This is a genomic window from Szabonella alba, assembly GCF_016765775.1.
In the GTDB taxonomy this organism is placed as follows: domain Bacteria; phylum Pseudomonadota; class Alphaproteobacteria; order Rhodobacterales; family Rhodobacteraceae; genus Szabonella; species Szabonella alba.
This window is the reverse complement of sequence record NZ_JAESVN010000004.1, coordinates 115,563-139,013: the sequence shown is the minus strand read 5'-3', so window position 1 is coordinate 139,013 and position 23,451 is coordinate 115,563. Positions and strand designations below refer to the sequence as shown.

Below are 23,451 nucleotides of genomic sequence, written 5' to 3'. Positions count from 1 at the left end.
CGCGCGTCAGTTTACGGCGCGCAACTGTTGCCGTGGTGCCGCGTTTCCCGAGCGCAGCGCATCATAGGGATCTTCCGGGGACAGCATCATGTCGACGACCTGCCGCAGCAATTCGCGCCGCCCGCGAGACGAATAGAACCCCCCCGCGATCTGGCTGGTTTCCAGCAGATAATGGCGGAAATCGCGATAGGCGCGGCTGTCGGGCCGGGTGGGGCGGGCAAAGAATTCCGCCAGCGGTTGTGAGGACGCAAATTCGGGTTTGGCATAGACGGCCTGCCCGAACACCTTGAGCGGCAGCCCTCGCCACAGCACCTGCTGTGCGGCGGTGGAATTGACGGTCACGGCCGAGCGCGCGTGGTTCAGAAGTCCCGCAAGTTTACCACCGCGCACGAAATGCACCCGGGCGGCGACCCCGTGTTCGCGCGCAAGGCGGCGGATTTCACGCGCGACGGGCACGCGGCCATCCTCAAGCGGATGGGCCTTGAACACCAGATGATGATGCGGCGCGGCCCCCTTGGCGAACCCGTCCATCACCACGGCAAGAAATTCGGTCATCGTGGAAAAGGGCGAATGCATCTGGAAACTGGCATCATGTTCCAGTTGCAGCAGGACCAGATGATAGGGAAAGCCGCCATGCCGGATGCGGAACGAGGCCAGCATCCGTTCCCAGCGATGGAACGGCAAAAGCAGCAGCCGCCTGCAATACAGAAGAAACTCCTGCCGCACCGTCAGCGCGCGATGCGGGCGGAAGTTGCGGAAATCCCAGAACCCCGTCAGCACGAACCAGTGATAAAGCGCGCCCCAGAACATGTGCTGGCGCATGTCGCCCCAACGGGCGGGCGCATCGGGCAGGTCCATGTCGGAATGGGCCAGCGCGGCCTGCATCTCGGCCACCGATTGCTGCATCAGCCGCGAATGGCCATTCGCGCCGCCGCGTTCATAGGTCACCCAATGGGGCCGCAGATACCCCTCTTCAAAGACGTGTATGCCAAGCCCTGCCTTGCGCGCGATGCGTACCGCATGGGCATGGATCGGGCGGGTGTCGCCGTAAAGCACGATATCGGTGATGCGATGCTCGGCGATCAGCGTGGCAAAGACATCGGGCCAATCCTCGGGCCTGCCCCGAAAGGGGATGAACCCCGCCCGGTCAGACCAGAAGGCGCGGTCGCCCCGATTGAAGCCGACGCGCTGCACCGTGGCGCCCGCCTGACGCAGCATCCGGCCCAGCCGGTGAAAAAACGGCCCATGCGGGCCCTGAAGAAACAGAAACCGGCGGTCCTCACCCGAAATTCGCATTTCGCAACCCTGTTGCCCTATCCGGCGCTTGCATTTCGTCCGCCCGTTGCATTTGCCTGTATCGGGCGGCTGTCTGCCATCCATCATGCCCGGGAGGGCTGGTAAAGAAGAAGTTAACACCTGCGCGCAAGTTGATTGCAAAGCGCGGCGGAATTATGGCCCGGCATCTGTGGATGGCGGCCGCCCTTGCGCCGCGCCGCGCGGCTGATTACCCCTTGATGTGGCAAAAACGGAGGCTTTTCATGTTCACGGGCATCATCACCGATATCGGACAGGTTCTGGAACTGGAACAGGCAGGCGATCTGCGCGCGCGGATCGGCACAGCCTATGATCCGTCCGGCATTGATATCGGTGCCTCCATCGCCTGTGAGGGGGTCTGCCTGACCGTGATCGCGCTTGGACGCACGCCGCAGAACTGGTTCGATGTGCAGATTTCGGGCGAAACCCTGTCGAAAACCACGCTGGGCGGGTGGCAGGCGGGGCGGCGGATCAATCTGGAACGCGCGCTCAAGGTCGGGGATGAACTGGGCGGGCATATCGTCTCGGGCCATGTCGATGGCGTGGCCGAGGTGGTGGCGATGCGCAGCGAGGGCGACAGCACCCGCGTCACCTTCCGCGCGCCCGAGGCGCTGGCCGGGTTCATCGCCCCCAAGGGGTCGGTTGCGCTGAACGGCACATCGCTGACGGTGAATGAGGTCGATGGCCCTGATTTCGGGGTGAATTTCATTCCCCATACGCAAAAGGCCACGACTTGGGGCGGGGTGGCGGTCGGCGACCGGGTGAATATCGAGGTCGACACGATGGCGCGCTATGTGGCGCGGCTGCGGGACTGGGCAGCAAGATGACGGGGGCAGGGATCGGTCATAACCGCGGCCCCGAGCTTGCGCCGGGGACCGCTTGGCGGCGGCATTGCTGGGGGGCGGCGCGCAAGGCGCTGCTGCCGCATCTGCCGATTGAGGTGCTGCGCGGGCGTCTGAAACGGGCCGCCGAACTGGGGCTGGATTATTCCACCTATGCCGGGATCCGCGCCACGACCGGGCGCGATGTCGTGGCGGTCCTGTTTTCGTCGAATGCACTGGGGATGGAACGGGGCGGCGGGGTCACGCCCGACCGCAAGGCCCATCTGGCGGCGGTGAAGGCCGCGCGCATCGGTCTTGCCACCCCGCCACTGACGCCCGGTGCGATGCTGGAGGTCCCGCTGGACGCGGCATGGCCTGCACCGCCGGTCCTGTCACCCTTCCGCGTTCAGGCGGAGATGATCCGTGCGGCCCTTGGCTCCTGCCCGGGCGACGGCGCGATTCTGGTGGGCGGTTACGGCGGCGAACGCGACTGGGCGATGGCCGGGCGTCTGGCGGCCTATCTGCCTGCCGAACGGGTCTTTGCCACGGGGTGATTCCCTGTCGCTGGCGGCCAAGGGCAGCGTCGAGGGCAGGGGAATGGGGGGCAGGCGATGCTTTCTCTTGCAGCAATCTGCCTGCGTTTCTGCGCGTTTTTCGGGCATCCGAAAGATTTTGTTGACCAAAGGACAAATTCCGCGCTGTCATCACAATGTTACATAACCGTCGTCCCGCCGTCACCGGCACCCCATAACAAGCGACGGACCGATGACAGGAGAGAACGACCATGAAACACCTTCTGCTTTCCGCAGCAGCGCTTACGCTTTTTGCCGGCTCGGCTGCGGCCGAGTTCCCGCTGGATGCACGCTATACAGATGCTGATGGCGATTACATCGCCGATATCCCGACCGATCCGGCACAGCATGTCGATCCGTCCATGCTGGTTTTCGCCTATACGCCGGTCGAGGATCCCGCCGTTTATGCCGATGTCTGGAAGCCCTTTCTGGACCATATGTCGGAAGTGACCGGCAAGCAGGTCGAATTCTTCCCCGTGCAATCGAACGCCGCCCAGATCGAGGCGATGCGGGCGGGACGTCTGCATGTGGCGGGCTTCAACACCGGATCGAACCCGCTGGCCGTGGCCTGTGCGGGCTTCCGCCCCTTCGCGATGATGGCGCGGGAAGACGGCAGCTTCGGCTATGAGATGGAATTCATCACCTATCCGGATTCCGGCATCGAGAAGGTCGAGGATATCAAGGGCCGCAAGATGGCCTTCACGGCGGAAACGTCCAATTCCGGCTTCAAGGCCCCGTCGGCGCTGATGAAGGCCACCTATGGCATGGAAGCGGGCACCGATTTCGAACCGGCCTTTTCCGGCGGACATGACAATTCCATCCTCGGGGTTGCCAACAAGGATTATGACGCCGCCGCAATCGCGAATTCGGTTGCCAAACGCATGATCGAGCGGGATGTCATCACGCCCGACCAGATCGTGACGATCTACAAGTCGGAAACCTTCCCGACCACGGGCTATGGCGTCGCGCACAACCTGACGCCGGAACTGCAGGAGAAGATCCGCGAGGCCTTCTTCAGCTTCGTGTGGGAAGGCACGGCGATGGAAGCCGAGTTCAAGAACTCCGGCGAGGCACAGTTCATCCCGATCACCTTCAAGGACAACTGGAGCGTGGTGCGTGAGATCGATGCGGCCATGGAAGTGAGCTACAGCTGCAGCTGACCTGCAAAGGTGGCATGGCAAAGGGGCAGGGCGCGGCCTTGCCCCTTTCGCCACTGTTCTGCGCCTGTGTATTCCTCTTTGTAAAATGTTTGTCCGTGCGGGTGCCCTGACCGGCCCTGCCACGCCCCAGACCGGAGACCGCGATGCTGTCCGTCGAGACGCTTACCAAGACCTATAAAACCGGCGACCGGGCCTTGTCGGATGTGTCCTTTACCGTGCCGAAAGGGCAGGTTGTCGGGCTGATCGGACCCTCGGGGGCAGGCAAGTCCACGTTGATCCGCTGCATCAACCGGCTGGTGGAACCAAGTGCAGGCGCGGTGCGGCTGAACGGTGCCGATATCACGCGTCTGAGCAATACCGAATTGCGCCGCGCAAGGCGGCGCATCGGCATGATCTTTCAGGAATATGCGCTGGTCGAGCGGCTGACCGTGATGGAAAACGTGCTGTCGGGCCGTCTGGGCTATGTCGGGTTCTGGCGCAGCTTTCTGCGGCGCTATCCGGCCAAGGATGTGCAGATGGCTTACCGGCTGCTGGACCGGGTTGGCCTGTCGGCCCATGTCGACAAGCGCGCCGATGCGCTGTCGGGCGGGCAGCGGCAGCGCGTGGGCATCGCGCGCGCGCTGGAACAGGAGCCGGAACTTCTGCTGATCGACGAGCCGACCGCCAGCCTTGATCCGCGCACTTCGCGCCAGATCATGCGGCTGATCGTCGAAATCTGCCGCGAAAGCGGTCTGCCCGCAATCATCAACATTCACGACGTGGTGCTGGCGCAGCAATTCACCGACCGCATCATCGGGTTACAGGCGGGGCGGGTCGTGTTCGACGGAACGCCCGCGCAACTGACCGAGGATGTGCTGACGACGATTTATGGCGCCGAGGACTGGACCGCGATGCGCAAGGGCGCGTCCGAGGATGCCGAGGCCGAGGAAGAAGAGCGTGCGCAGGCCAAGAAACTGATGGATGCGCTGTGATGACCGAAACCGCAAAACCCTATCCCGGCCAGTGGCGGCGTCCGCCGCAGCTGGTGCAGTCACGCATGTGGCGGATCATCCTGTGGACCGGGGCGATCCTGTATCTGGTCCTTGCAATCGGTTCGGTCGAGGTGAACTGGACCCGCGTCATGGACGGGCTGGAGCGCGGGCAGCGCTTCATCGGGGGCTTCCTGCAACCCGATTTCACGACCCGCTGGCGCGATATCTCGACCGGGCTGATGGAAAGCCTGACGATGACATTCACCTCCACCGTTGTGGGGGTGGCGCTGTCGGTTCCCATCGGGCTGGGGGCCGCGCGCAACATCGCGCCGCGCTGGATCTACCTGATCTGCCGGGGCATCATCGCAGCCAGCCGGGCGCTGCAGGAAATCATCGTCGCGATCTTCTTTGTCGCGCTGTTCGGCTTTGGCGCCTTTGCGGGTTTCCTGACCCTGACCTTCGCGACGATCGGCTTCATCGGCAAGCTTCTGGCCGAGGATATCGAAGATATCGACGAATCGCAGTCCGAGGCGATCCGCGCGACCGGGGCCTCATGGCTGCAACTGGTCAATTACGCGGTACAACCGCAGGTCATGCCGCGGCTGATCGGGTTGTCGGCCTATCGCTTCGACATCAATTTCCGCGAATCTGCCGTGATCGGCATCGTCGGTGCGGGAGGGATCGGCGGCACGCTGAACACCGCGCTCAGCCGGTATGAATATGACAGTGCGGGCGCGATCCTGCTGATCATCATCGCAATCGTGATGATCTGCGAATATGCCTCGGGCCATCTGCGGAGGCTGGTGAAATGACCGACAGCGTGACAACCGGCAGCGTGACACATGCGACGATCTGGCGGCATCGCACGCCGCGCACGGCACTTCTGCTCTGGGTGTTCTGGGCCTTCATGGTCGGGATGTTCGTCTGGTGCTGGAACCTGATGACGGCCCGGACAATGTGGGTCTTTGTCTATGACGCGCCGCGCGCGGCGCAGGATCTGTTCAGCCGCGCCCTGCCGCCCCGCTGGGAATATCTGGGCCAGCTTTGGCAACCGCTCTGGGATACGATCAGCATCGCGACACTCGGCACGCTGTTGGGGATCATCCTTGCCGTGCCGCTGGCCTTCATGGCGGCCAGCAACACCACGCCCTCACGTCTTGTGCTGCGGCCCTTCGCGCTGTTCTTGATTGTCGCGACACGGTCGATCAACTCGCTGATCTGGGCGCTGCTGCTGGTGTCGATCCTTGGGCCGGGGCTGCTGGCGGGGATCATTGCCATCGGCTTCCGCTCGGTCGGGTTTATCGGCAAGCTGCTGTATGAGGCCATCGAGGAAACCGATATCAACCAGATCGAGGCGGTGACCGCGACCGGCGCCAGCAAGGCGCAGATCCTGAATTACGGCATCGTGCCGCAGGTTTTGCCGACATTCTACGGCATTTCGGTTTTCCGCTGGGATATCAATATCCGCGAAAGCGCCATTCTGGGGCTGGTGGGGGCAGGCGGGATCGGCGCGCAGTTGCAGGCCAGCCTGAATGTGCTGGCATGGCCGCAGGTCGCGGTGATCCTGCTTTTGATCCTTGGCACCGTGCTGGTGTCGGAATGGGTCTCGGCCCGGGTGCGGGCGGCGCTGATCTGAAACGCCCCGCCCGGATGCGGCCACCCTGCCATGCCGTCACGGACGGTTGGCAGGCTCTGGCAATTCGCGAAAGGGCGCGCTATGGGCTGCGCATGACCTGACCGGAATGCACGGGACGCTGCCATGACCCAGACCGACTACTCCGATGCGATTTCCTCGGTCGAGGAGATCATCGACGATGCCCGCAACGGGCGGATGTTCATTCTTGTCGATCATGAGGATCGTGAGAATGAGGGTGATCTGGTAATCCCGGCACAGATGTGCACGCCGCAGGCGGTCAACTTCATGGCGACCCATGGGCGCGGGCTGATCTGTCTGGCCCTGCCTGCCGCGCGAATCGAGGCGCTTGGCCTGCCCTTGATGAGCCCCAAGAACTCATCACGCCATGAAACCGCTTTCACCATGTCCATCGAGGCACGGGACGGGGTTTCGACCGGTATTTCGGCCGCTGACCGGGCGCTGACCGTGGCCGTGGCGATTGATCCGACCAAGGGGCCGCAGGATATCGCGACGCCGGGCCATGTGTTCCCGCTGCGCGCGCGCGATGGCGGTGTTCTGGTGCGCGCGGGCCATACCGAGGCGGCGGTGGATGTCAGCCGGCTGGCCGGGCTGAACCCGTCCGGCGTGATCTGCGAGATCATGAATGATGACGGCACCATGGCGCGGCTGCCTGATCTGGTGGCCTTCGCGCAGAAACACGGGCTGAAGATCGGCACGATCTCGGACCTGATCGCCTATCGGCGGCGGCATGACAATCTGGTGCGGGTGACCTCGGAAACCACGGTCGCGTCAGAATTCGGCGGTGACTGGACGCTGCGCATCTATGCCGATGCTGCCGACGGGGCCGAGCATGTGGTGCTGATCAAGGGCGATGTGACCACGGATGCGCCGGTTCTGGTGCGGATGCACACGATGGATCCGCTGATGGATGTGGTGGGGCTGGGCCCGGCCGGACGCACGGCTGAATTCGGCGATGCCATGAAGTTGATCGCGGCCGAGGGGCGCGGCGTTCTGGTCCTGCTACGCGATCTGCACATGAAGCTGGTCACCGGCCCCGAGGCCAGCCCGCAGATCCTGCGCCAATACGGGCTTGGGGCGCAGATCCTGTCCTCGCTGGGGCTGCGGGATCTGATTCTGCTGACCAATTCGCCCCAGCCCCGGGTTGTCGGGCTGGATGCCTATGATCTCACCATCACGGGCACGCGCCCGATTTCGAAAGGGTGATCCATGGCCACGGCTGAGACCCATTACACGATGCCCCTGCCGGAATTCGACCGTCCGGTGAAGCTGCTGATCGTGGTCGCGCCCTATTACCGCGACATTGCTGACAGCCTTATAGCGGGCGCACAGGCCATGGCGGCGCGCTGCGGCGCAGTGGCCGATCTGATCGAGGTTCCCGGCGCGCTGGAAGTGCCGACCGCGATTGCCATGGCCGAACGGCAGGCCGATTACCACGGCTATGTGGCGCTTGGCTGTGTGATCCGGGGTGAGACGACGCATTATGAAACGGTCTGCAATGACAGTTCCCGTGCGATCTCGCTTCTGGGATTGCAGGGTGCCTGCATCGGCAACGGCATCCTGACCGTAGAAAACCGCGCGCAGGCCGAGGTCCGCGCCGATCCCGCCGGGCAGGACAAGGGCGGCGCCGCCGCCGCTGCAGCCCTTCACCTGATCACCCTGTCGCGCCGCTGGTCCGGCGCCCGCAAGGGCATCGGATTCCGCCCGCCCGAGGATACGTTCCGCGCATGACCGAGACCGAGACCCCCCCGAAATCCGCGAAACCCGACCGCAGGCAGATGCGTTCGGCGGCGCGGCTTTATGCCGTGCAGGCACTGTTCCAGATGGAGGTTTCGGGCCAGACGGTCGAGACCGTATCGCGCGAATTCGAAAGTTTCCGCTTTGGCGAGGTGATCGACGAGGCCGAATTCGCCGAGGGCGACAGCCGCCATTTCCGCATGATCCTTGACCGGGCGGTGAACTGGCAGGCCAAGATCGACCAGTTGACCGACCGCGCCCTTGTCGCGAAATGGCCCATCGACCGGATCGACCCGGTGCTGCGCGCGCTGTTCCGGGCCGCCGGGGCGGAACTGGTCGATATGGACACGCCGCCGAAAGTGGCGATCAATGAATATGTCGATGTGGCCCGCGCCTTCTTTCCCGAGGGGCGGGAGCCGAAATTCGTGAATGCGGTTCTGGATCACATGGCGCGCGAGGCCAAGCCCGGCGCGTTCTGAGGCGGGCAGGTCTTTGCCCCCGCTGCGTGGCCGGCGGAAATCTGCGGGCAGGCAAGGTCTGGTCCGGTTGCCGGTCTGAATACTGGCCCGGACCTCGATCACGGAACGCAACAAGGCGCTGGTGCAGATCCCGTTTGCCGTGAACAGCGGCTCTGACTCCAAGCGGAAACAGGCCGAGGGAACAGGGGGTTGCCCCGGCGTGTCTTGCCCCCGGGGTGACTTGCGGCGCAATGGCGCGCATGGATCTCGCACTCATAAAAACCTTCCTTGAAGTCGCCGCCACCGGGTCGTTCGTCGCGGCCTCCGAACGGCTTTTTGTAACCCAATCCGCCGTCAGCCTGCGGGTGCAGCGGCTGGAGGATCAGTTGGGCCGCGCGCTGTTCACGCGGTCGAAACAGGGCGCGGAACTGACCCCGGCGGGGCAGGAATTTGAAAGCTATGCACAGGCCCTGCTGCGCAACTGGGAACAGGCGCGCCAGCAGGTCGCGGTGCCCGAAGGGTTCAACCGGTCGCTGACCATCGGGGCGCAGGTCTCGCTCTGGCCCCGGCTGGGTTTTCGCTGGATCGACGCCCTGCGCGAGGCGCTGCCCGATCTGGGCCTGCGCGCACAGCTTGCCATGCCCGATGCCCTGACGCGGATGATGACCGAAGGGGTCATGCAGATCTCGCTGTCCTATCAGCCCTCGCTGCGCCCGGGGCTTTCGGTGGAAAAGGTTCTGGATGAGGAACTGGTTCTGGTCGCGCCGTGGAAGAATGCGGAACTTGACAGCTTGCGCGGGCGCTATGCCTTTGTCGACTGGTCGCCGGATTTCCTGCATTTCCACGAGTTGCACCTGCCGGGGTTGTCAAATCCCGGTCTGACGCTGGCCATGGGGGCGCTTTCGGCGCGCTTTATCGTGAATCGCGACTATGCCGCCTATCTGCCCGCGCGCTATGCCAAGCGCTATCTGGATGAGGAACGGCTGTTCATCGTCGAGGGCGCGCCCAGTTTTGCCTATCCGGTCTGGTCGGTCTGGCGCGATGATCTGGACGAAGATCTCGCGGATGTGGCGCGAAAGACACTCGAAATCATCGCGGAACAGGCGGGCGATGACACAATGGAAGTGCTGGAACAGATCTGAGCTGCAAGGATCTTGCGCAATAGCGCAATTCTGCGGGTGAAAAGGGAAGGGTCGGGCAGATTGCCCGGCCCTTTTTCCTTGTTTTCACACGATTTTTGCACAGTCCTGCCGCGTAAGGACGGCGTGCTGCGGAATTCAAGCCTTGGCGATCCCGAGTAATTCTCATGGATGGCATGAGTATTCCGAATTTTTCTCATGGATCGGAAAGCCCTAGGACAGCGCTATCGAAAGACCCGCCCAAGACTTCGAACTTTCCGGGCGGTGTAGCAAGTGAAAGGAAATGCCATGACTACGCTTTTTCTGAAAAGCACGATCTCGGCGCTGGCGCTTGGCGCAATGACCACTGTCGCGCTGGCCCAGGACACGCTGACCGGCACCCGGGCGCTCAATGACCGTCTCGACGATGTGGAAGATGTTGTTCAGGACGATCTGGACCGCGCCAATGATGCGGCGCGTTTCGCCAACCCCGAATACCGTCCGGGACTGTCGGGCAGCGCCTCGCTGGCCTATTCCGGCAAAACCGGCAACAACGAAAGCCAGGATCTGAGCATCGGTGCCCGTCTGCGTCATGCGCAGGGTCCGTTTGTGCAAAGCCTGGGCGTCGTTGTCGATTTCCAGGAGGCGAATAACAGCGCCACCAAGGAAGACGTGTTTGCCGTCTATGAAGCTGCGTATTACTTCAACAACAGCTTCTACGGCTTCGTTCTGGGCCGTGTGCAGACCGATGGTCTGGCCACCGCAGCGGCAGACATCAAGCGCGATGCCTTCCTTGGCTTCGGGCCGGGCTACCGCGTCGTGAACCGTCCCGACATGACCTGGCGCGTTCAGGCCGGTGTTGGTGTCAGCTATCTGCAGAACGGCGTTGAAGATTCGGAAACCGAAGTGGGCTACATCGCCTCTTCGCGCTTCTTCTACCAGTTCAACCCGAACGTCTTCCTGACCAATGACACGGATATCCTGAATTCCGACACTGCGCTGCGCGTGAACAACGACTTCGGTGTCAACTTCCGGATGACCGACTCCTTTTCGACCCGCGTGAGCTATCTCTCGGAGTACAACGACAGCCGGGCGATCCGTACGGACAATAAGCTGGGTGTTTCACTGGTTTACGGGTTCTAAGTTTTCCCACCGTTTGTTCAACGGACCTTGGGGCAGGGAAACCTGCCCCACTTTTTTTGCGTAGACGCCAGCTGATCTGCGGCGCGATGGTGCAGCTGTTCGCGCGCAGCAGATGTCATCTTGTCCGATTGGAGGCCCAATTTGGGGCCCGAATGGGGGAAGGTGGCGGAAACCGCAGCAGCCGTGCCGGCTGTATTTTCCCGAGAGCCTGAGTGTTCAGGTGGTCGCCAGATACCAGGGCCAGGACCCTGACAGAGCCAGCTCCCTCGGAGATGCTTATCGGCCACTGGAAAAGGGCCGGACACGCGAAGAGCAGTAACCGCCAGTTCGCAAGATAGGCAGTTGCGGGCCTGCCTTCAAGTCATGATGGATGCGGTAAAGGGCCGGGCCTTGGAGCCCTGAGCGAATGCGGCTATCACCCGGAACGGGAGAAGTTCGCGCAGGGCGGCCCGACAGGCGCGGCGCGGCACGCAAGGAGGAAAATTCCATGGCCAATCCGCTGTTCGATGCGCTGTTCGCCCCGTTGCAGGGGCGGCAATCGGCATTTCTGCACCTGCCCGACGGGGCGCAGATTTCAGGACAGGACTTTCTGGATCTGGCCTTGCGCAGTGCTGCGGCCCTTGCGGCGGCAGGGGTCGGCCCGGGGGATCGCGTGGCGATGCAGGCGGCCAAGACCCCCGGGGCGCTGGCGCTTTATGCCGGGGCGGTTGCGGCGGGGGCAGTGTTCCTGCCGCTGAACACGGCCTATACCGCGCCCGAGGTGGATTATTTCCTTGGCAATGCCGCGCCGAAACTGCTGGTCTGCGATCCGGACAAGGCGGCGGGGCTGGCCCCGGTCGCGGCGCGTCATGGCGCACGGCTGATGGAGCTGGATGCGGCGGGGCAGGGCAGTTTCGCCGATCTGGTGGCGGCACAGATGCCGGATTTCACCCCGGTTGCGCGGGATGCGGGCGATCTGGCGGCACTGCTTTACACTTCGGGCACGACCGGACGCTCCAAGGGCGCGATGCTGTCGCAGCAGAATCTGTTGTCCAATGCGCAGACGCTGCTGCGCGAATGGCGCTTCACCGCGGATGATGTGCTGCTGCATGCGTTGCCGATCTTCCACACACATGGGCTGTTCGTTGCGTCCAATGTGATGCTGCTGGCGGGTGGGTCGATGATCTTCCTGCCCGGTTTCGACCGGGAAGCCGTGCTGCAGATGCTGCCGCAGGTCAGCACGATGATGGGGGTGCCGACCTTTTATACACGGCTTCTGGAGGATCCGCGCTTTACCGCCGATCTGGTGGCGGGGATGCGGCTGTTCATTTCCGGCTCGGCCCCGCTGCTGGCCGAGACGCATCGCCAGTTCGAAGCGCGGACCGGGCACCGGATTCTGGAACGCTATGGCATGACCGAAACCAATATGAACACCTCCAACCCCTATGAGGGCGACCGGCGCGCCGGAACGGTCGGCCCCGCCTTGCCGGGCGTCGAGGTGATCGTGACCGATCCGGCAACCGGTGCGCCGCTGCCGCAGGGCGAAACGGGCATGGTCGAGGTGCGCGGTGCCAATGTGTTCGGCGGCTATTGGCAGATGCCCGAAAAGACCGCCGAGGAGTTGCGTGATACCGGGTTCTTCATCACCGGCGATCTGGGCCGTTTTGATGCGGACGGCTATCTGACCATTGTCGGGCGGCAGAAGGATCTCATCATCACCGGGGGCTTCAATGTCTATCCGAAAGAGGTGGAACTGATCCTTGACGATCAGCCCGGCGTGCTGGAATCGGCGGTGGTGGGCGTGCCGCATCCGGATTTCGGAGAGGCCGTGCTGGCCGTGCTGGTACCCGAGCCGGGCATGGTGCCCGATCTGTCCGCCATCGAGGCGGCGCTTGGCGAAAGCCTTGCGCGTTTCAAGCAGCCGAAAGGACTGGAACTTGTCGCGGCGCTGCCGCGCAATACAATGGGCAAGGTGCAGAAAACGGAACTGCGCGCGCGGTTCAAGGACCGCTTTGCACGATAGGAGGACAGAATGGCCCGAACGATCGTCATCCATGCCCATGGCGGCCCCGATCAGTTGCGGCTTGATGATCGCCCCGTTGGCGAACCCGGCCCGGGCGAATTGCGCATCCGCCATCATGCCTGCGGGCTGAATTTCATCGACATCTATCAGCGCAGCGGGGTCTATGCGCAGGCGATGCCCTTTGCCCTCGGGATGGAGGCGGCAGGCGTGGTCGAGGCCGTGGGCGAAGGGGTGACCCATCTGAAACCCGGCGACCGCGCCGCCTATGCCGCCACCCCGCCGGGCGCCTATAGTGAGGCGCGTGTGATGCCAGCCGCACAGGTCTGCCCGCTGCCGGATGCGATTTCCTTTGAGGAAGGGGCTGCGATGATGCTGAAAGGCATGACGGTGCAGTATCTGTTCCATCGCACCTGTCCGCTGAAGGCCGGGGATACCGTGCTGTTTCATGCCGCCGCCGGGGGTGTGGGGCTGATCGCCTGCCAATGGGCGCGGTCCGAGGGGATCACGCTGATCGGCACCGCAGGCACGGATGAGAAATGCGCGCTGGCCGCCGAACATGGCGCGGCCCATGTCATCAATTACCGGCAGGAGGATTTCGCGGCCCGGGTGCGGGAGATCACCGGCGGGCGCGGGGTCGATGCGGTGATGGATGCCGTGGGGGCCGCGACCTTTGACGGGTCAATCAACAGCCTGCGCCCGGTGGGGATGATGATGTCTTTCGGTTCCGCCTCGGGCAAGGTGCCGCCCGTCGATCCTGCGCTGCTGGCGAAAGGGTCGCTGCAATTCACCCGGCCGACACTTTTTACCCATATCGCCCGGCATGAGGATTGTCAGGCCATGGCGCGGCACCTTTTTGACAAGGTGACATCGGGTGCGGTGAAGATCCGCATCGACCAGCGCTTCCCGCTGGATCAGGTGGCCGAGGCGCATCGCGCGCTGGAGGCGCGGGAAACCACCGGGGCGACGGTGCTGATTCCCTGATCGGACCGGTGCCTGATCTGGTCAGGCCGGATCCGCAGGGCAGGGCAGGGCGCGCGACAGGCCATCGCGGCAGATGCGCATTTTCTGCTTGCAGTGAGTTCCTGTTTTGTTCTAACGTCATTTCAGACGATGGAGTCCCCTATGACTGTCGGTCTGCCTGACTTGATGCCTGGTCAAAGCCTTGCGAGAGGCGTGGCCAGGCATCTTCTTTCCCACGATTTCGTGACGGTGGAAGAGCTTGTTCCCACCCCCGGCCTGCGTGTCGATCTGATGGCGCTTGGGCCGAAGGGCGAGGTCTGGGTGATCGAATGCAAATCCTGCCGCGCAGATTTCACCACCGACCGTAAATGGCAGGGCTATCTGGACTGGTGTGACCGGTTCTTCTGGGCGGTGGATGCCGATTTTCCGGTGGATCTGCTGCCTGCGGAGACCGGGCTGATCCTTGCCGATGGCTATGATGCCGAAATTGTTCGGATGGGGCCGGAACAGCGTCTTGCAGGCGCGCGGCGCAAGGCGGTGCTGCAGGGATTCGCGCGGGTCGCGGCGCGGCGCCTGCAAGGCCTGCGCGATCCGGGGGCCTTTTCAACGGCGGTGATATGAAGCCTCCCGCCGCCTCCCGTAGCTTTCCGAGCAATCAGCGCTTCTTGCCGCCCTTGCCCAGGGTCCGCGCGGCCTGTGCGGCGGCCATCAGTTCCTCGGCGATCTCTTCGGCTTCCTCGGGATCGAAGTCCAGCGGCAGCTCCACGCCGCCTTCGGCTTCAACATAGATCCGCACCATGCCCTGATCAGTTGGCCCGATCTGCAGATTCGCACTGATCTCGCTTTGCTTGTCGATGCTCATGCCGTCCTCCGTGGAATGCATGGCTGCCTAGCCTGTGACCGGCTGTGGCGCAAGGCCCCGCAGGCGGTGCCTTCCTGCGATGACGGCGAAATCCGCCTCTTGCAATCCCGGGACAAGGCGGCTATTCCGCCGCCAAGTGCCGACGTAGCTCAGTTGGTTAGAGCACCAGATTGTGGATCTGGGGGTCCCCCGTTCGAGCCGGGGCGTCGGTACCATCCCCCTTTATGACCTTATGACTGTGGCCTTGCCTCACCCTGCGCGGGTCGCGGGGTTCCGCCTTTGGTCATGGCGCGCCCGCATTTCGGCCTTGGCCCGGGGCGGGGCGGGGGCTATGGTCGCGCCCCGTTCCAGTATTCAGGGCCCCCATGACCGACCAGATATCCCGCCAGATCGCCCAGACCATCGCCACGGAAATCGGCGCCACGCCCGCACAGGTCGGCGCGGCGACCGCGCTGCTGGATGAGGGCGCGACCGTGCCCTTCGTCGCGCGCTACCGCAAGGAGGCGACCGGGGGCTTGGATGACACCCAATTGCGCAATCTGGCTGAACGGCTGGCCTACTTGCGTGAGATGGAGGCGCGGCGCGGGGTGATTCTGGGCTCGATCCGCGATCAGGGTAAACTGACGGGGGATCTTGAAACCGCCATCACCCGGGCCGCAACCAAGGCCGAACTGGAAGACCTTTACCTGCCCTACAAGCCCAAGCGCCGGACCCGTGCCATGATTGCCCGCGAAAACGGGCTGGGGCCGCTGGCCGGGGCGATTCTGGCCGACCGCAGCGCCGATCCCGAAACGCTGGCCGCCGCCTATGTCACCGAGACGGTAACGGATGTGAAAGCAGCACTGGAAGGCGCGCGGGATATCGTTGCCGAAGGTCTGGCCGAGGATGCGGCCCTGCTGGGGCGTTTGCGGACCTATATGAAGGACAATGCCCGGCTGAGTGCTGGGGTCGTGGCCGACAAGGAAACCGAGGGCGCGAAGTTTTCCGATTACTTCGCCCATTCCGAGGATTGGAAATCCGCGCCTTCGCACCGGGTTCTGGCGATGATGCGGGGCCGCAATGAGGGCGTCCTCACGCTGGATCTGGTGCTGGATCCCGACGCGCCGCGCGGGCAAAGCCCGGCCGAACGCATGGCGGCGGCGGCGCTGAAGGCCGATGGCACCGGCAAGGCGGATCAATGGCTGCGCGAGTCCGCTGCATGGTGCTGGCGCATCAAGCTGAAAACCTCGCTGACGCTGGATCTGATGGCCGATCTGCGCGACCGCGCCGAGGAAGAGGCGATCCGCGTCTTTGCCCGCAATCTGAAGGATCTGTTGCTGGCCGCCCCGGCGGGGGGCAAGGCCACGATGGGGTTGGATCCGGGCATCCGCACCGGGGTCAAGGTGGCCGTGGTCGATGCAACCGGCAAGGTGCTGGAAACCGAAACCGTCTATCCGTTCCAGCCGAAGAATGATCTGCGCGGCGCGCAGGTCGTGCTGGCGCAACTGATCCGCAAACATGGCGTGGCGCTGATTGCCATCGGCAACGGTACGGCCAGCCGCGAGACCGAAAAGATGGTGGCCGATATGCTGGCCGTGCTGCCGGGCAGCGCGCCGAAACCCGCCAAGGTTGTGGTGTCCGAGGCGGGGGCCTCGGTCTATTCCGCATCGGAACTGGCGGCGAAGGAATTTCCGGGTCTGGATGTGTCCTTGCGCGGTGCTGTGTCCATCGCGCGCCGCCTGCAGGATCCGCTGGCCGAACTGGTCAAGATCGAACCCAAGGCCATCGGTGTCGGACAATATCAGCATGATGTCGACCAACACCGCCTTGGCCGCAGCCTTGAGGCGGTGGTCGAGGATGCGGTGAACGCGGTCGGGGTGGATCTGAACACCGCGTCGGGGCCGCTTTTGGCGCGGGTTTCGGGGCTGGGGCCGGGTCTGGCCGAGGCGATTGTCACCCATCGCGATGCCAACGGCCCGTTTGCCAGCCGCCGCGACTTGCTGAAAGTATCCCGACTGGGGCCGAAAGCCTTTGAACAGGCGGCGGGGTTTCTGCGCATCCGCGAGGGCAAGGAACCGCTTGACGCATCTTCGGTCCACCCGGAGGCCTATGATCTGGCGCGCCGCATCGTTGCCGCCTGTGGACGTGATCTGCGCGAGGTGATGGGATCACCGCGGCTGGCCGGTCTGGATCCACGCGATTTCACCGATGACCGGTTCGGCCTGCCGACGGTGAAGGACATTCTGGCGGAACTGGAAAAACCCGGCCGCGACCCGCGCCCCGAGTTCCGCACCGCGACCTTTGCCGATGGGGTCGAAACGCTGGGCGATCTGAAACCGGGCATGATGCTGGAAGGTACGGTAACCAATGTCGCGGCCTTTGGCGCCTTCGTCGATATCGGCGTGCATCAGGATGGGCTGGTGCATGTCAGTCAGCTTGCCGATCGCTTCGTCAAAGACCCCCATGAGGTGGTGAAGGCGGGCGATGTGGTCAAGGTGCGGGTGGTTGAGGTGGATGTGGCGCGCAAGCGTATTGCCCTGACCATGCGCAAGGACAGTGCCGATGCGCGCGAAACCGCACGGGAACGCGCGGCCGAGCGGGGGCCGCAGGGTGGCAAGCCGGGCGGCAAGGGCGCAGGCCCGCGTGGCCCGATGTCCAGCGCACCCGCCGGGGGCGGCGGGACGGCAGGCGGCAATGCCTTCGCAGATGCACTGAAGGGCAAGTTCGGGCGCTGAGGCACGGCCTCCGGGCTGGCCGCGCAGGGGGCTGTCTGCCCCCTCTGCCTTTGGCATTCACCCCCGAAGGTATTTGTTCAAGGTGAATCGGCAGGGGGCGGCGCAAAGCGTGTGCGACCCCTTTCGACCGTGGCGATGACCAGCCATTGCAGCACCAGCATCGGCCCGCCCATGAACAGCGGCAGGATCGTATCAAGGATCGGTGTTAGCACGGCGCCGATGGCGGTTCCGAGCAGAAGGGCCATGCCCCAGCCGAAAAATTGTCGCCGTGCCAGCCAGTATTCGAACGGCAACGCGATCAGGAAACCGATCCAGCTGTAAAGCGGTGAAAAAAGCAGAACGAGACCGATCCCGCCCGCCATCAGGGCAAGATCCGCGTGGCTGTCGGAAAGCAACCGCGCAAATTGCGCAACCACAATACCCAGAACCGCAGCACCAACCCAGACCGTCACCGCGCTGGTCAGAAGTGTGACCCAGTGCAGCGGTTTCGCTTCGCCGGGCCAGCGCAGGAAGTTCACGCAGCGGCCCCCCCGACCGTCAGGCCGCCGATCATCAATGTGGGCTGACCGACGCCCACCGGCACCCATTGCCCGGCCTTGCCGCAATTGCCGATGCCGGGGTCAAGGGCTAGGTCATTGCCGATGGCGCGGATCTGCTGCAACGCGGTCGCCCCGTCGCCGATGAGGGTCGCGCCTTTCACCGGGGCACCGATCTGTCCGTTCTTCACGCGATAGGCCTCGGTGCAGGAAAAGACGAATTTGCCATTTGTGATGTCAACTTGCCCGCCGCCGAAGCCGACGGCATAGATCCCGTCCTTCAGCCCGGCGAGGATGGTCGCGGGGTCTTCGTTTCCGCCCAGCATATAGGTATTGGTCATGCGCGGCATCGGGATATGGGCATGGCTTTCGCGCCGCCCGTTGCCGGTGGGCTTCACCCCCATCAGCCGCGCATTCTGACGGTCCTGCATATAGCCCACCAGAATGCCGTCCTCGATCACCACATTGCGGGCCGAGGCCGTGCCCTCATCGTCGATGGAGATGGATCCGCGCCGGTCGGGGATGGTGCCGTCATCCAGCACCGTGACGCCGGGGGCAGCGATGCGCTGTCCCATCAGCCCCGCAAAGGCCGAGGTTTTCTTGCGGTTGAAATCACCCTCAAGCCCGTGACCGATCGCCTCATGCAGCAGGATGCCGGGCCAGCCGGGGCCAAGGACGACATCCATCACCCCTGCAGGGGCGGGCTCTGCGTCAAGGTTAACCAGCGCGATGCGCAGCGCCTCGCGCGCCAGTGGTTGCCAGTGCGAGGGCTCCATCAGCCGGGCAAGGCCGAAACGCCCGCCGCCGCCCATGCCGCCCGATTCCCGCCGCCCGGCATGATCGACGATGATTGAGATATTCAGCCGCGCCATTGGGCGGATATCGGTCAGGCGCAGGCCCTCGGGGCGCAGGATTTCTACCTCCTGCAGGCCTGCGGCAAGCGTGGCGGAAACCTGCACGACGCGCGGGTCCAGCGCGCGGGCATAGGCGTCTATCTCACGCAAAAGGTTGATCTTGAACGCAAATCCGGCATCGGCCATCGGGTCGGCATCGCTGTAAAGCCGCAGATTGGTGCCGGTCGGCGGATCGGCCAGCGTGCCGCCGCCATCGCCCACGGCCAGCCGCGCGGTTTCCGAGGCGCGGGCAAGGGCGGCGGCGGAAATCTCGGTCGAATGGGCATAGCCTGCGACCTCACCGCGCACGGCACGCAGGCCGAACCCTTCGCATGCGTCATAGCTGGCGGTTTTCACGCGCCCGTCATCCAGCACGATCGCCTCGGACCGGCGGCGTTCCAGAAACAGCTCGCCATCATCCGCACCCGCAAGGGCCGCGCGCAGGGCAGACAGCGCCTCTGCCTCGTCGAGATGGGTCGCGAAGGGGCGGAAGGGGGCGTCGGTCATGCTTTGTCCTTGATCTGCGTCATGCGGCGTCTCTTTGCCGCAACTGTTTCTCTTGTCGTCCGGGGCTTAATATGGTTTCACCGGGGCAGGAAACAACGGGATTCTGCCGCGTCGCGGCGGCGTCCGGCCGTAGCCCCGGCAAGGGGTGCGGGAACCTATACGGGAAAAAGCACGATGCGCATGACGAAACATCTTTCCGGCCTTGCCGCAACCATCGGAAGCCTGAGCGCCGCAGGGGCGGCTTTCGCGCAGGATCTGGAGATCGTCGGGCGTCCGGTCGACGGGAAGACGGGGTTCCAGCCGGCGGCTACCGAACTGATGCGGGATCTGATCTGGCTGGATGATCTCTTGCTGGTCATCATCGCTGTCATCACGGTTTTCGTGACGGCGCTGCTGCTTTGGGTCGCCTTCCGCTATCATGAAAAGCGCAATGCGAATCCCGCGACCTTCACCCATAACAGCCCGCTGGAAGTGGCATGGACCATCGTGCCCATCGTCATTCTGGTCTTTATTGGGGCCTTCTCGCTGCCGGTTCTGTTCAAGCAGCAGGAAATTCCCGAGGCCGATATCACTATCAAAGTGACCGGTTATCAGTGGTACTGGGGCTATGAATATGTCGACCACGACCTGATGTTCGAGAGCTACATGATCGGTGCACCGGCCACGGGGGGCGATTTCCGCCTGACGGCAGCGGTTGAGTCCGAACTGGTGGCTGCCGGCTACAGCCGTGACGAATTCCTGCTGGCTACCGACACCGCCGTGATTGTTCCGGTCGGCCAGACCGTCGTGATGCAGGTCACTGCGGCCGATGTTATCCATTCCTGGACGATCCCGGCCTTCGGCGTGAAACAGGACGCCGTTCCCGGCCGTCTGGCGCAGCTTTGGTTCTCGGCTGAACGGGAAGGCGTCTATTTCGGCCAGTGTTCCGAGCTTTGCGGCATTGCGCATGCCTATATGCCGATCACCGTCAAGGTGGTCAGTGAGGAAGCCTATGAGGAATGGCTTGCCGCCTCGAAGGCGACGGGCAGCTATGTCTCGCTGGCCGCACTGGACAGCCCCGAGGTGACCGCAGCTGTGGCTGAGGCCGCTGCAACTGAGGCTGCTGCAACTGACGAAGCTGCGGTTGACGAAGCTGCAACCGAGGAAGCCGCGCCAGAGGAGGCTGCTGCCGAGGAAGCAGAGGCCGATCCGGCGCAGGACGGCGCTGCGACGCAGGGCAACTGATCGCAGACGGGGCAGGGATGCCCGGGCAAGGTGGCAGGGCCGCAAGGCGCTGCACCGGTAGCAAGGCTAGGCAGGCGGTAGCGATATGAGCGACGCAACGATCAATCACGGCGGAACGGGTCCGCGCAATGCGGCTTCGGTTCCGGCTGGTCCGGGTGTGAAAGAGGCAGGGTTCGGCGATTATGTCGCGCTGCTGAAACCGCGCGTTATGTCGCTGGTCGTATTTACGGCGCTGGTCGGTCTGCTGGTTGCCCCTGTCGGAGTGCATCCGTTCGTGGGTATGTCCGCGATCCTGTTCATCGCACTCGGGGCAGGGGCCTCGGGCGCGCTGAACATGTGGTGGGATGCCGATATCGACGCGGTGATGAAGCGCACACAGGGCCGTCCGGTGCCTGCCGGGCTGGTTGAACCGGGCGAGGCGCTGGCGGTCGGTCTGGCGCTGTCGGGCATTGCGGTGGTGATGCTGGCGCTGGCGTCCAATCTTCTGGCGGCGGGGCTGCTGGCCTTCACGATCTTCTTCTATGCGGTCGTCTATTCGATGTGGCTGAAGCGCTCGACGCCGCAGAACATCGTGATCGGCGGCGCGGCGGGGGCCTTTCCTCCGATGATCGGCTGGGCGGTTGCGACAGGCGGGGTCGGCATCGAATCCCTTCTGATGTTCGCGATCATCTTCATGTGGACGCCGCCGCATTTCTGGGCGCTGGCGCTGTTCATGAAGGAAGATTACCACAAGGCCGGTGTGCCGATGTTGACGGTTACCCATGGCCGCCCTGCGACGCGGACCCATATCCTTGTCTACACTGTGTTGCTGGTGCCCTTCGCGATCGGCGCGGGTTTCACCTCGATCGGCGGGCCGGTTTATCTGGCGCTGTCGGCGATGCTGAACCTGGGGTTCCTGATCGGTGCCTGGCGCATCTGGCGGCGCGATGAGGCCATGGCCGAGGCCGATGGCTACCGCGTCGAGAAACAGGTCTTCCGCTTCTCGCTTTACTATCTGTTCCTGCATTTCGCGGCCTTTCTGGTTGAGGCCGCGCTGCGCAGCCCGGCAGGGGGAGTGTGACGATGTCCTTTCGCACGGAACATGAAATCCACCGTCGCCGCTTCGGGCGCAATCTGGGCGTGGGGCTGACGCTTGTGGCCTTCATCGCCATCGTATTCGGGCTGACCGTCGTGAAGGTCACCAATGTCGGGCCGATTCAGGGCTTTGACCATGTGGTGCGGCCGGAACTGATGCCAGCCGAGGAAGGGGGCAACTGATGGGAAATCATCGCAAGACCGCAGCGCAGCTTGCGGGTGTCGTGGTTCTGATGGGCTCGCTGTCCTATGCAGCCGTGCCGTTCTATGACTGGTTCTGCCGGGTGACCGGTTTCGGTGGCACGACGGGTGTTGCCGCCGCCCCATCGGATCAGATGCTGGAACAAACGATCAAGATCCGGTTCGACGCCTCGAAAGAGCGGGGGATGCCGTGGGACTTTGTGCCTCAGCAGCGCGAAATGACCGTGCGGCTGGGGGAAACGGGGCTGGCCTTTTATGAGGCTTACAATCCCACCGACCGCCCGGTTGCAGGCACGGCCAGCTATAATGTCACCCCCTATGCGGCGGGCGGCTATTTCACCAAGATCCACTGTTTCTGCTTTGAACAACAGGTGCTGCAACCCGGCGAACGGGTGCAGATGCCGGTGACCTTTTATGTCGATCCCGAGATCGTGAATGACCGGGAAGCGAAATTCGTGAAGGTCATCACCCTGTCCTACACCTTCCATGAGACCGACCTGCCGCCCGCTGAACCCACAAATGCGGATCAGGCCGCGCTTGCCCCGGCCCCGGGAACCGGCGTAAACTGACGACAAGACCGCCGCGCCGGAAAGGCTGCGGAGTAAAGAAACGAGGGAATGACCGCGATGGCCCATGCCAAGAACCACGATTATCACATCCTGCCACCCTCGATCTGGCCATTTCTGGGCGCACTCGGGGCTTTCATCATGCTGTTCGGGTCGGTGCTCTGGATGCATGGCTCGGGGCCGTGGATGGGGCTTATCGGCTTTGTGCTGGTGCTTTACGTCATGTTCGCATGGTGGTCCGAGGTCGTGAAGGAAAGCCTTGTCGGCGATCACACTCCGGTGGTGCGGATCGGCCTGCGCTATGGCTTCATCATGTTCATCATGTCCGAGGTCATGTTCTTCGCCGCATGGTTCTGGTCCTTCTTCAAGCACGCGATGTATCCGATGGGGCCGCTGTCGCCCGCCGTTGATGGCGTCTGGCCGCCCGCCGGGATCGAGACCTTCGACCCCTGGCACCTGCCGCTGATCAACACGCTGATCCTGCTCTGCTCGGGCTGTGCCGCAACCTGGGCGCACCATGCGCTGGCGCATGAGAACAACCGCAAGGATCTCAAGACCGGGCTCTGGCTGGCGATCATCCTTGGTGTGTTCTTCACCATGCTGCAGGCTTATGAATACAGCCATGCCGCCTTTGGCTTCGCCGGCAACATCTATGGCGCGAACTTCTTCATGGCGACGGGTTTCCACGGCTTCCACGTCGTGATCGGCACGATCTTCCTGACCGTTTGTCTGATCCGCGCCTACAAGGGTCATTTCACGCCCGAGAAACATATCGGGTTTGAGGCTGCGGCCTGGTATTGGCACTTCGTTGATGTGGTCTGGCTGTTCCTGTTCGCCGCGATCTACGTCTGGGGCCAGTAAGGGCCAAGGGTCGGCAAGACCGAAGGGGCACCACGCGCGCCCCGTGACCGAAACACCGGAAACGCGCGGGCCCTCCGGTCCGCGCCTTTCATTTTGAGGATAC

Annotated in this window: 23 protein-coding genes, 1 tRNA gene and 1 pseudogene; 21 read left to right on the top strand and 4 right to left on the bottom strand. The window is 63.6% G+C overall.

Annotation, left to right across the window (positions count from 1 at the left end; all coding sequences use genetic code 11):
* Positions 1–6 precede the first annotated feature (6 nt).
* Positions 7–1,296 (bottom strand): capsule biosynthesis protein, encoded by a 1,290-nt coding sequence (locus JL811_RS10840; protein ID WP_202688649.1) that lies wholly within the window; start codon positions 1,294–1,296, stop codon positions 7–9.
* Between the two features lie 242 nt (positions 1,297–1,538).
* On the opposite strand from JL811_RS10840, the gene JL811_RS10835 reads away from it, so the two are divergent.
* The 14 genes from JL811_RS10835 to JL811_RS10770 all read left to right on the top strand — a co-directional run bounded on the left by JL811_RS10835 (position 1,539) and on the right by JL811_RS10770 (position 14,531).
* Entirely contained in the window at positions 1,539–2,141 is a 603-nt protein-coding gene (locus JL811_RS10835; RefSeq protein ID WP_202688648.1) for a riboflavin synthase, read from the top strand.
* A complete protein-coding gene (locus JL811_RS10830; protein ID WP_202688647.1) occupies positions 2,138–2,689 on the top strand; it encodes a hypothetical protein in 552 nt (183 codons plus the stop codon). The genes JL811_RS10835 and JL811_RS10830 overlap by 4 nt, the downstream gene beginning before the upstream one ends.
* 230 nt (positions 2,690–2,919) lie before the next feature.
* Positions 2,920–3,867, top strand: a complete 948-nt coding sequence (phnD, locus tag JL811_RS10825) for a phosphate/phosphite/phosphonate ABC transporter substrate-binding protein (protein ID WP_202688646.1) — start codon at positions 2,920–2,922, stop codon at positions 3,865–3,867.
* Positions 3,868–4,010: 143 nt separating this feature from the next.
* Positions 4,011–4,838, top strand: a complete 828-nt coding sequence (gene phnC, locus JL811_RS10820) for a phosphonate ABC transporter ATP-binding protein (RefSeq protein WP_202688645.1) — start codon at positions 4,011–4,013, stop codon at positions 4,836–4,838.
* Positions 4,838–5,650 (top strand): phosphonate ABC transporter, permease protein PhnE, encoded by an 813-nt coding sequence (phnE, locus tag JL811_RS10815; protein ID WP_202688644.1) that lies wholly within the window; start codon positions 4,838–4,840, stop codon positions 5,648–5,650. The genes phnC and phnE (JL811_RS10815) overlap by 1 nt, the downstream gene beginning before the upstream one ends.
* Complete coding sequence (gene phnE / locus JL811_RS10810; RefSeq protein ID WP_202688643.1) at positions 5,647–6,474, top strand: phosphonate ABC transporter, permease protein PhnE; 828 nt, start codon at positions 5,647–5,649, stop codon at positions 6,472–6,474. The genes phnE (JL811_RS10815) and phnE (JL811_RS10810) overlap by 4 nt, the downstream gene beginning before the upstream one ends.
* 123 nt (positions 6,475–6,597) lie before the next feature.
* Positions 6,598–7,698, top strand: a complete 1,101-nt coding sequence (gene ribB / locus JL811_RS10805; RefSeq protein ID WP_202688642.1) for a 3,4-dihydroxy-2-butanone-4-phosphate synthase — start codon at positions 6,598–6,600, stop codon at positions 7,696–7,698.
* A gap of 3 nt (positions 7,699–7,701) precedes the next feature.
* A complete protein-coding gene (locus tag JL811_RS10800; RefSeq protein WP_202688641.1) occupies positions 7,702–8,223 on the top strand; it encodes a 6,7-dimethyl-8-ribityllumazine synthase in 522 nt (173 codons plus the stop codon).
* Positions 8,220–8,708 carry a transcription antitermination factor NusB gene (gene nusB, locus JL811_RS10795; RefSeq protein ID WP_202688640.1) on the top strand — a complete coding sequence of 163 codons (489 nt, stop codon included), beginning with the start codon at positions 8,220–8,222 and terminating at the stop codon, positions 8,706–8,708. Before JL811_RS10800 ends, nusB begins: the two co-directional genes overlap by 4 nt.
* A gap of 239 nt (positions 8,709–8,947) precedes the next feature.
* Positions 8,948–9,829, top strand: a complete 882-nt coding sequence (locus JL811_RS10790; protein ID WP_202688639.1) for a LysR family transcriptional regulator — start codon at positions 8,948–8,950, stop codon at positions 9,827–9,829.
* A 285-nt stretch (positions 9,830–10,114) separates the two neighbouring features.
* A complete protein-coding gene (locus JL811_RS10785; protein ID WP_202688638.1) occupies positions 10,115–10,948 on the top strand; it encodes a DUF481 domain-containing protein in 834 nt (277 codons plus the stop codon).
* Between the two features lie 487 nt (positions 10,949–11,435).
* Positions 11,436–12,950 carry a malonate--CoA ligase gene (locus JL811_RS10780; protein ID WP_202688637.1) on the top strand — a complete coding sequence of 505 codons (1,515 nt, stop codon included), beginning with the start codon at positions 11,436–11,438 and terminating at the stop codon, positions 12,948–12,950.
* 9 nt (positions 12,951–12,959) lie between these two features.
* Positions 12,960–13,931: a quinone oxidoreductase family protein gene (locus JL811_RS10775; RefSeq protein ID WP_202688636.1), complete on the top strand. Its 972-nt coding sequence runs from the start codon at positions 12,960–12,962 to the stop codon at positions 13,929–13,931.
* A gap of 129 nt (positions 13,932–14,060) precedes the next feature.
* On the top strand, positions 14,061–14,531 hold the full coding sequence (locus tag JL811_RS10770; protein WP_202688635.1) for an MmcB family DNA repair protein: 471 nt from the start codon (positions 14,061–14,063) through the stop codon (positions 14,529–14,531).
* Between the two features lie 34 nt (positions 14,532–14,565).
* Here JL811_RS10770 and JL811_RS10765 read toward each other — a convergent pair whose 3' ends face one another.
* Positions 14,566–14,772, bottom strand: a complete 207-nt coding sequence (locus tag JL811_RS10765) for a DUF6324 family protein (RefSeq protein WP_202688634.1) — start codon at positions 14,770–14,772, stop codon at positions 14,566–14,568.
* 138 nt (positions 14,773–14,910) lie between these two features.
* Between JL811_RS10765 and JL811_RS10760 the strand changes: the two genes are divergently transcribed.
* Positions 14,911–14,987 (top strand) — tRNA-His (locus JL811_RS10760).
* 150 nt (positions 14,988–15,137) lie between these two features.
* Positions 15,138–17,486, top strand: a complete 2,349-nt coding sequence (locus JL811_RS10755; protein ID WP_202688633.1) for a Tex family protein — start codon at positions 15,138–15,140, stop codon at positions 17,484–17,486.
* Positions 17,487–17,563: 77 nt separating this feature from the next.
* Here the strand turns inward: JL811_RS10755 and JL811_RS10750 are convergent, their stop codons facing one another.
* Both JL811_RS10750 and tldD read right to left on the bottom strand, forming a co-directional pair.
* A complete protein-coding gene (locus tag JL811_RS10750) occupies positions 17,564–18,004 on the bottom strand; it encodes a hypothetical protein (RefSeq protein WP_202688632.1) in 441 nt (146 codons plus the stop codon).
* A complete protein-coding gene (gene tldD / locus JL811_RS10745) occupies positions 18,001–19,422 on the bottom strand; it encodes a metalloprotease TldD (RefSeq protein ID WP_202688631.1) in 1,422 nt (473 codons plus the stop codon). The genes JL811_RS10750 and tldD overlap by 4 nt, the downstream gene beginning before the upstream one ends.
* Positions 19,423–19,596: 174 nt before the next feature.
* Between tldD and coxB the strand changes: the two are divergent.
* From coxB to JL811_RS10720, 5 genes and pseudogenes are all read left to right on the top strand, one after another.
* Positions 19,597–20,463 (top strand): annotated as a pseudogene (gene coxB, locus JL811_RS10740) (cytochrome c oxidase subunit II); the annotation flags it as partial.
* 268 nt (positions 20,464–20,731) lie between these two features.
* On the top strand, positions 20,732–21,706 hold the full coding sequence (gene cyoE, locus JL811_RS10735) for a heme o synthase (protein WP_202688629.1): 975 nt from the start codon (positions 20,732–20,734) through the stop codon (positions 21,704–21,706).
* A 2-nt stretch (positions 21,707–21,708) separates the two neighbouring features.
* On the top strand, positions 21,709–21,903 hold the full coding sequence (locus JL811_RS10730) for a hypothetical protein (protein WP_202688628.1): 195 nt from the start codon (positions 21,709–21,711) through the stop codon (positions 21,901–21,903).
* Positions 21,903–22,490, top strand: a complete 588-nt coding sequence (locus JL811_RS10725; RefSeq protein WP_202688627.1) for a cytochrome c oxidase assembly protein — start codon at positions 21,903–21,905, stop codon at positions 22,488–22,490. The genes JL811_RS10730 and JL811_RS10725 overlap by 1 nt, the downstream gene beginning before the upstream one ends.
* Before the next feature lie 57 nt (positions 22,491–22,547).
* Entirely contained in the window at positions 22,548–23,348 is an 801-nt protein-coding gene (locus JL811_RS10720; RefSeq protein WP_202688944.1) for a cytochrome c oxidase subunit 3, read from the top strand.
* Positions 23,349–23,451: the final 103 nt, after the last annotated feature.

What these genes read in the sequence shown, in the direction of transcription:
- JL811_RS10840 (WP_202688649.1), bottom strand. Translation starts at nt 1,296, where the DNA reads ATGCGAATTTCGGGTGAGGACCGCCGGTTTCTGTTTCTTCAGGGCCCG.
- JL811_RS10835 (WP_202688648.1), top strand. Translation starts at nt 1,539, where the DNA reads ATGTTCACGGGCATCATCACCGATATCGGACAGGTTCTGGAACTGGAA.
- JL811_RS10830 (WP_202688647.1), top strand. Translation starts at nt 2,138, where the DNA reads ATGACGGGGGCAGGGATCGGTCATAACCGCGGCCCCGAGCTTGCGCCG.
- phnD (WP_202688646.1), top strand. Translation starts at nt 2,920, where the DNA reads ATGAAACACCTTCTGCTTTCCGCAGCAGCGCTTACGCTTTTTGCCGGC.
- phnC (WP_202688645.1), top strand. Translation starts at nt 4,011, where the DNA reads ATGCTGTCCGTCGAGACGCTTACCAAGACCTATAAAACCGGCGACCGG.
- phnE (WP_202688644.1), top strand. Translation starts at nt 4,838, where the DNA reads ATGACCGAAACCGCAAAACCCTATCCCGGCCAGTGGCGGCGTCCGCCG.
- phnE (WP_202688643.1), top strand. Translation starts at nt 5,647, where the DNA reads ATGACCGACAGCGTGACAACCGGCAGCGTGACACATGCGACGATCTGG.
- ribB (WP_202688642.1), top strand. Translation starts at nt 6,598, where the DNA reads ATGACCCAGACCGACTACTCCGATGCGATTTCCTCGGTCGAGGAGATC.
- JL811_RS10800 (WP_202688641.1), top strand. Translation starts at nt 7,702, where the DNA reads ATGGCCACGGCTGAGACCCATTACACGATGCCCCTGCCGGAATTCGAC.
- nusB (WP_202688640.1), top strand. Translation starts at nt 8,220, where the DNA reads ATGACCGAGACCGAGACCCCCCCGAAATCCGCGAAACCCGACCGCAGG.
- JL811_RS10790 (WP_202688639.1), top strand. Translation starts at nt 8,948, where the DNA reads ATGGATCTCGCACTCATAAAAACCTTCCTTGAAGTCGCCGCCACCGGG.
- JL811_RS10785 (WP_202688638.1), top strand. Translation starts at nt 10,115, where the DNA reads ATGACTACGCTTTTTCTGAAAAGCACGATCTCGGCGCTGGCGCTTGGC.
- JL811_RS10780 (WP_202688637.1), top strand. Translation starts at nt 11,436, where the DNA reads ATGGCCAATCCGCTGTTCGATGCGCTGTTCGCCCCGTTGCAGGGGCGG.
- JL811_RS10775 (WP_202688636.1), top strand. Translation starts at nt 12,960, where the DNA reads ATGGCCCGAACGATCGTCATCCATGCCCATGGCGGCCCCGATCAGTTG.
- JL811_RS10770 (WP_202688635.1), top strand. Translation starts at nt 14,061, where the DNA reads ATGGAGTCCCCTATGACTGTCGGTCTGCCTGACTTGATGCCTGGTCAA.
- JL811_RS10765 (WP_202688634.1), bottom strand. Translation starts at nt 14,772, where the DNA reads ATGAGCATCGACAAGCAAAGCGAGATCAGTGCGAATCTGCAGATCGGG.
- JL811_RS10755 (WP_202688633.1), top strand. Translation starts at nt 15,138, where the DNA reads ATGACCGACCAGATATCCCGCCAGATCGCCCAGACCATCGCCACGGAA.
- tldD (WP_202688631.1), bottom strand. Translation starts at nt 19,422, where the DNA reads ATGACCGACGCCCCCTTCCGCCCCTTCGCGACCCATCTCGACGAGGCA.
- cyoE (WP_202688629.1), top strand. Translation starts at nt 20,732, where the DNA reads ATGAGCGACGCAACGATCAATCACGGCGGAACGGGTCCGCGCAATGCG.
- JL811_RS10730 (WP_202688628.1), top strand. Translation starts at nt 21,709, where the DNA reads ATGTCCTTTCGCACGGAACATGAAATCCACCGTCGCCGCTTCGGGCGC.
- JL811_RS10725 (WP_202688627.1), top strand. Translation starts at nt 21,903, where the DNA reads ATGGGAAATCATCGCAAGACCGCAGCGCAGCTTGCGGGTGTCGTGGTT.
- JL811_RS10720 (WP_202688944.1), top strand. Translation starts at nt 22,548, where the DNA reads ATGGCCCATGCCAAGAACCACGATTATCACATCCTGCCACCCTCGATC.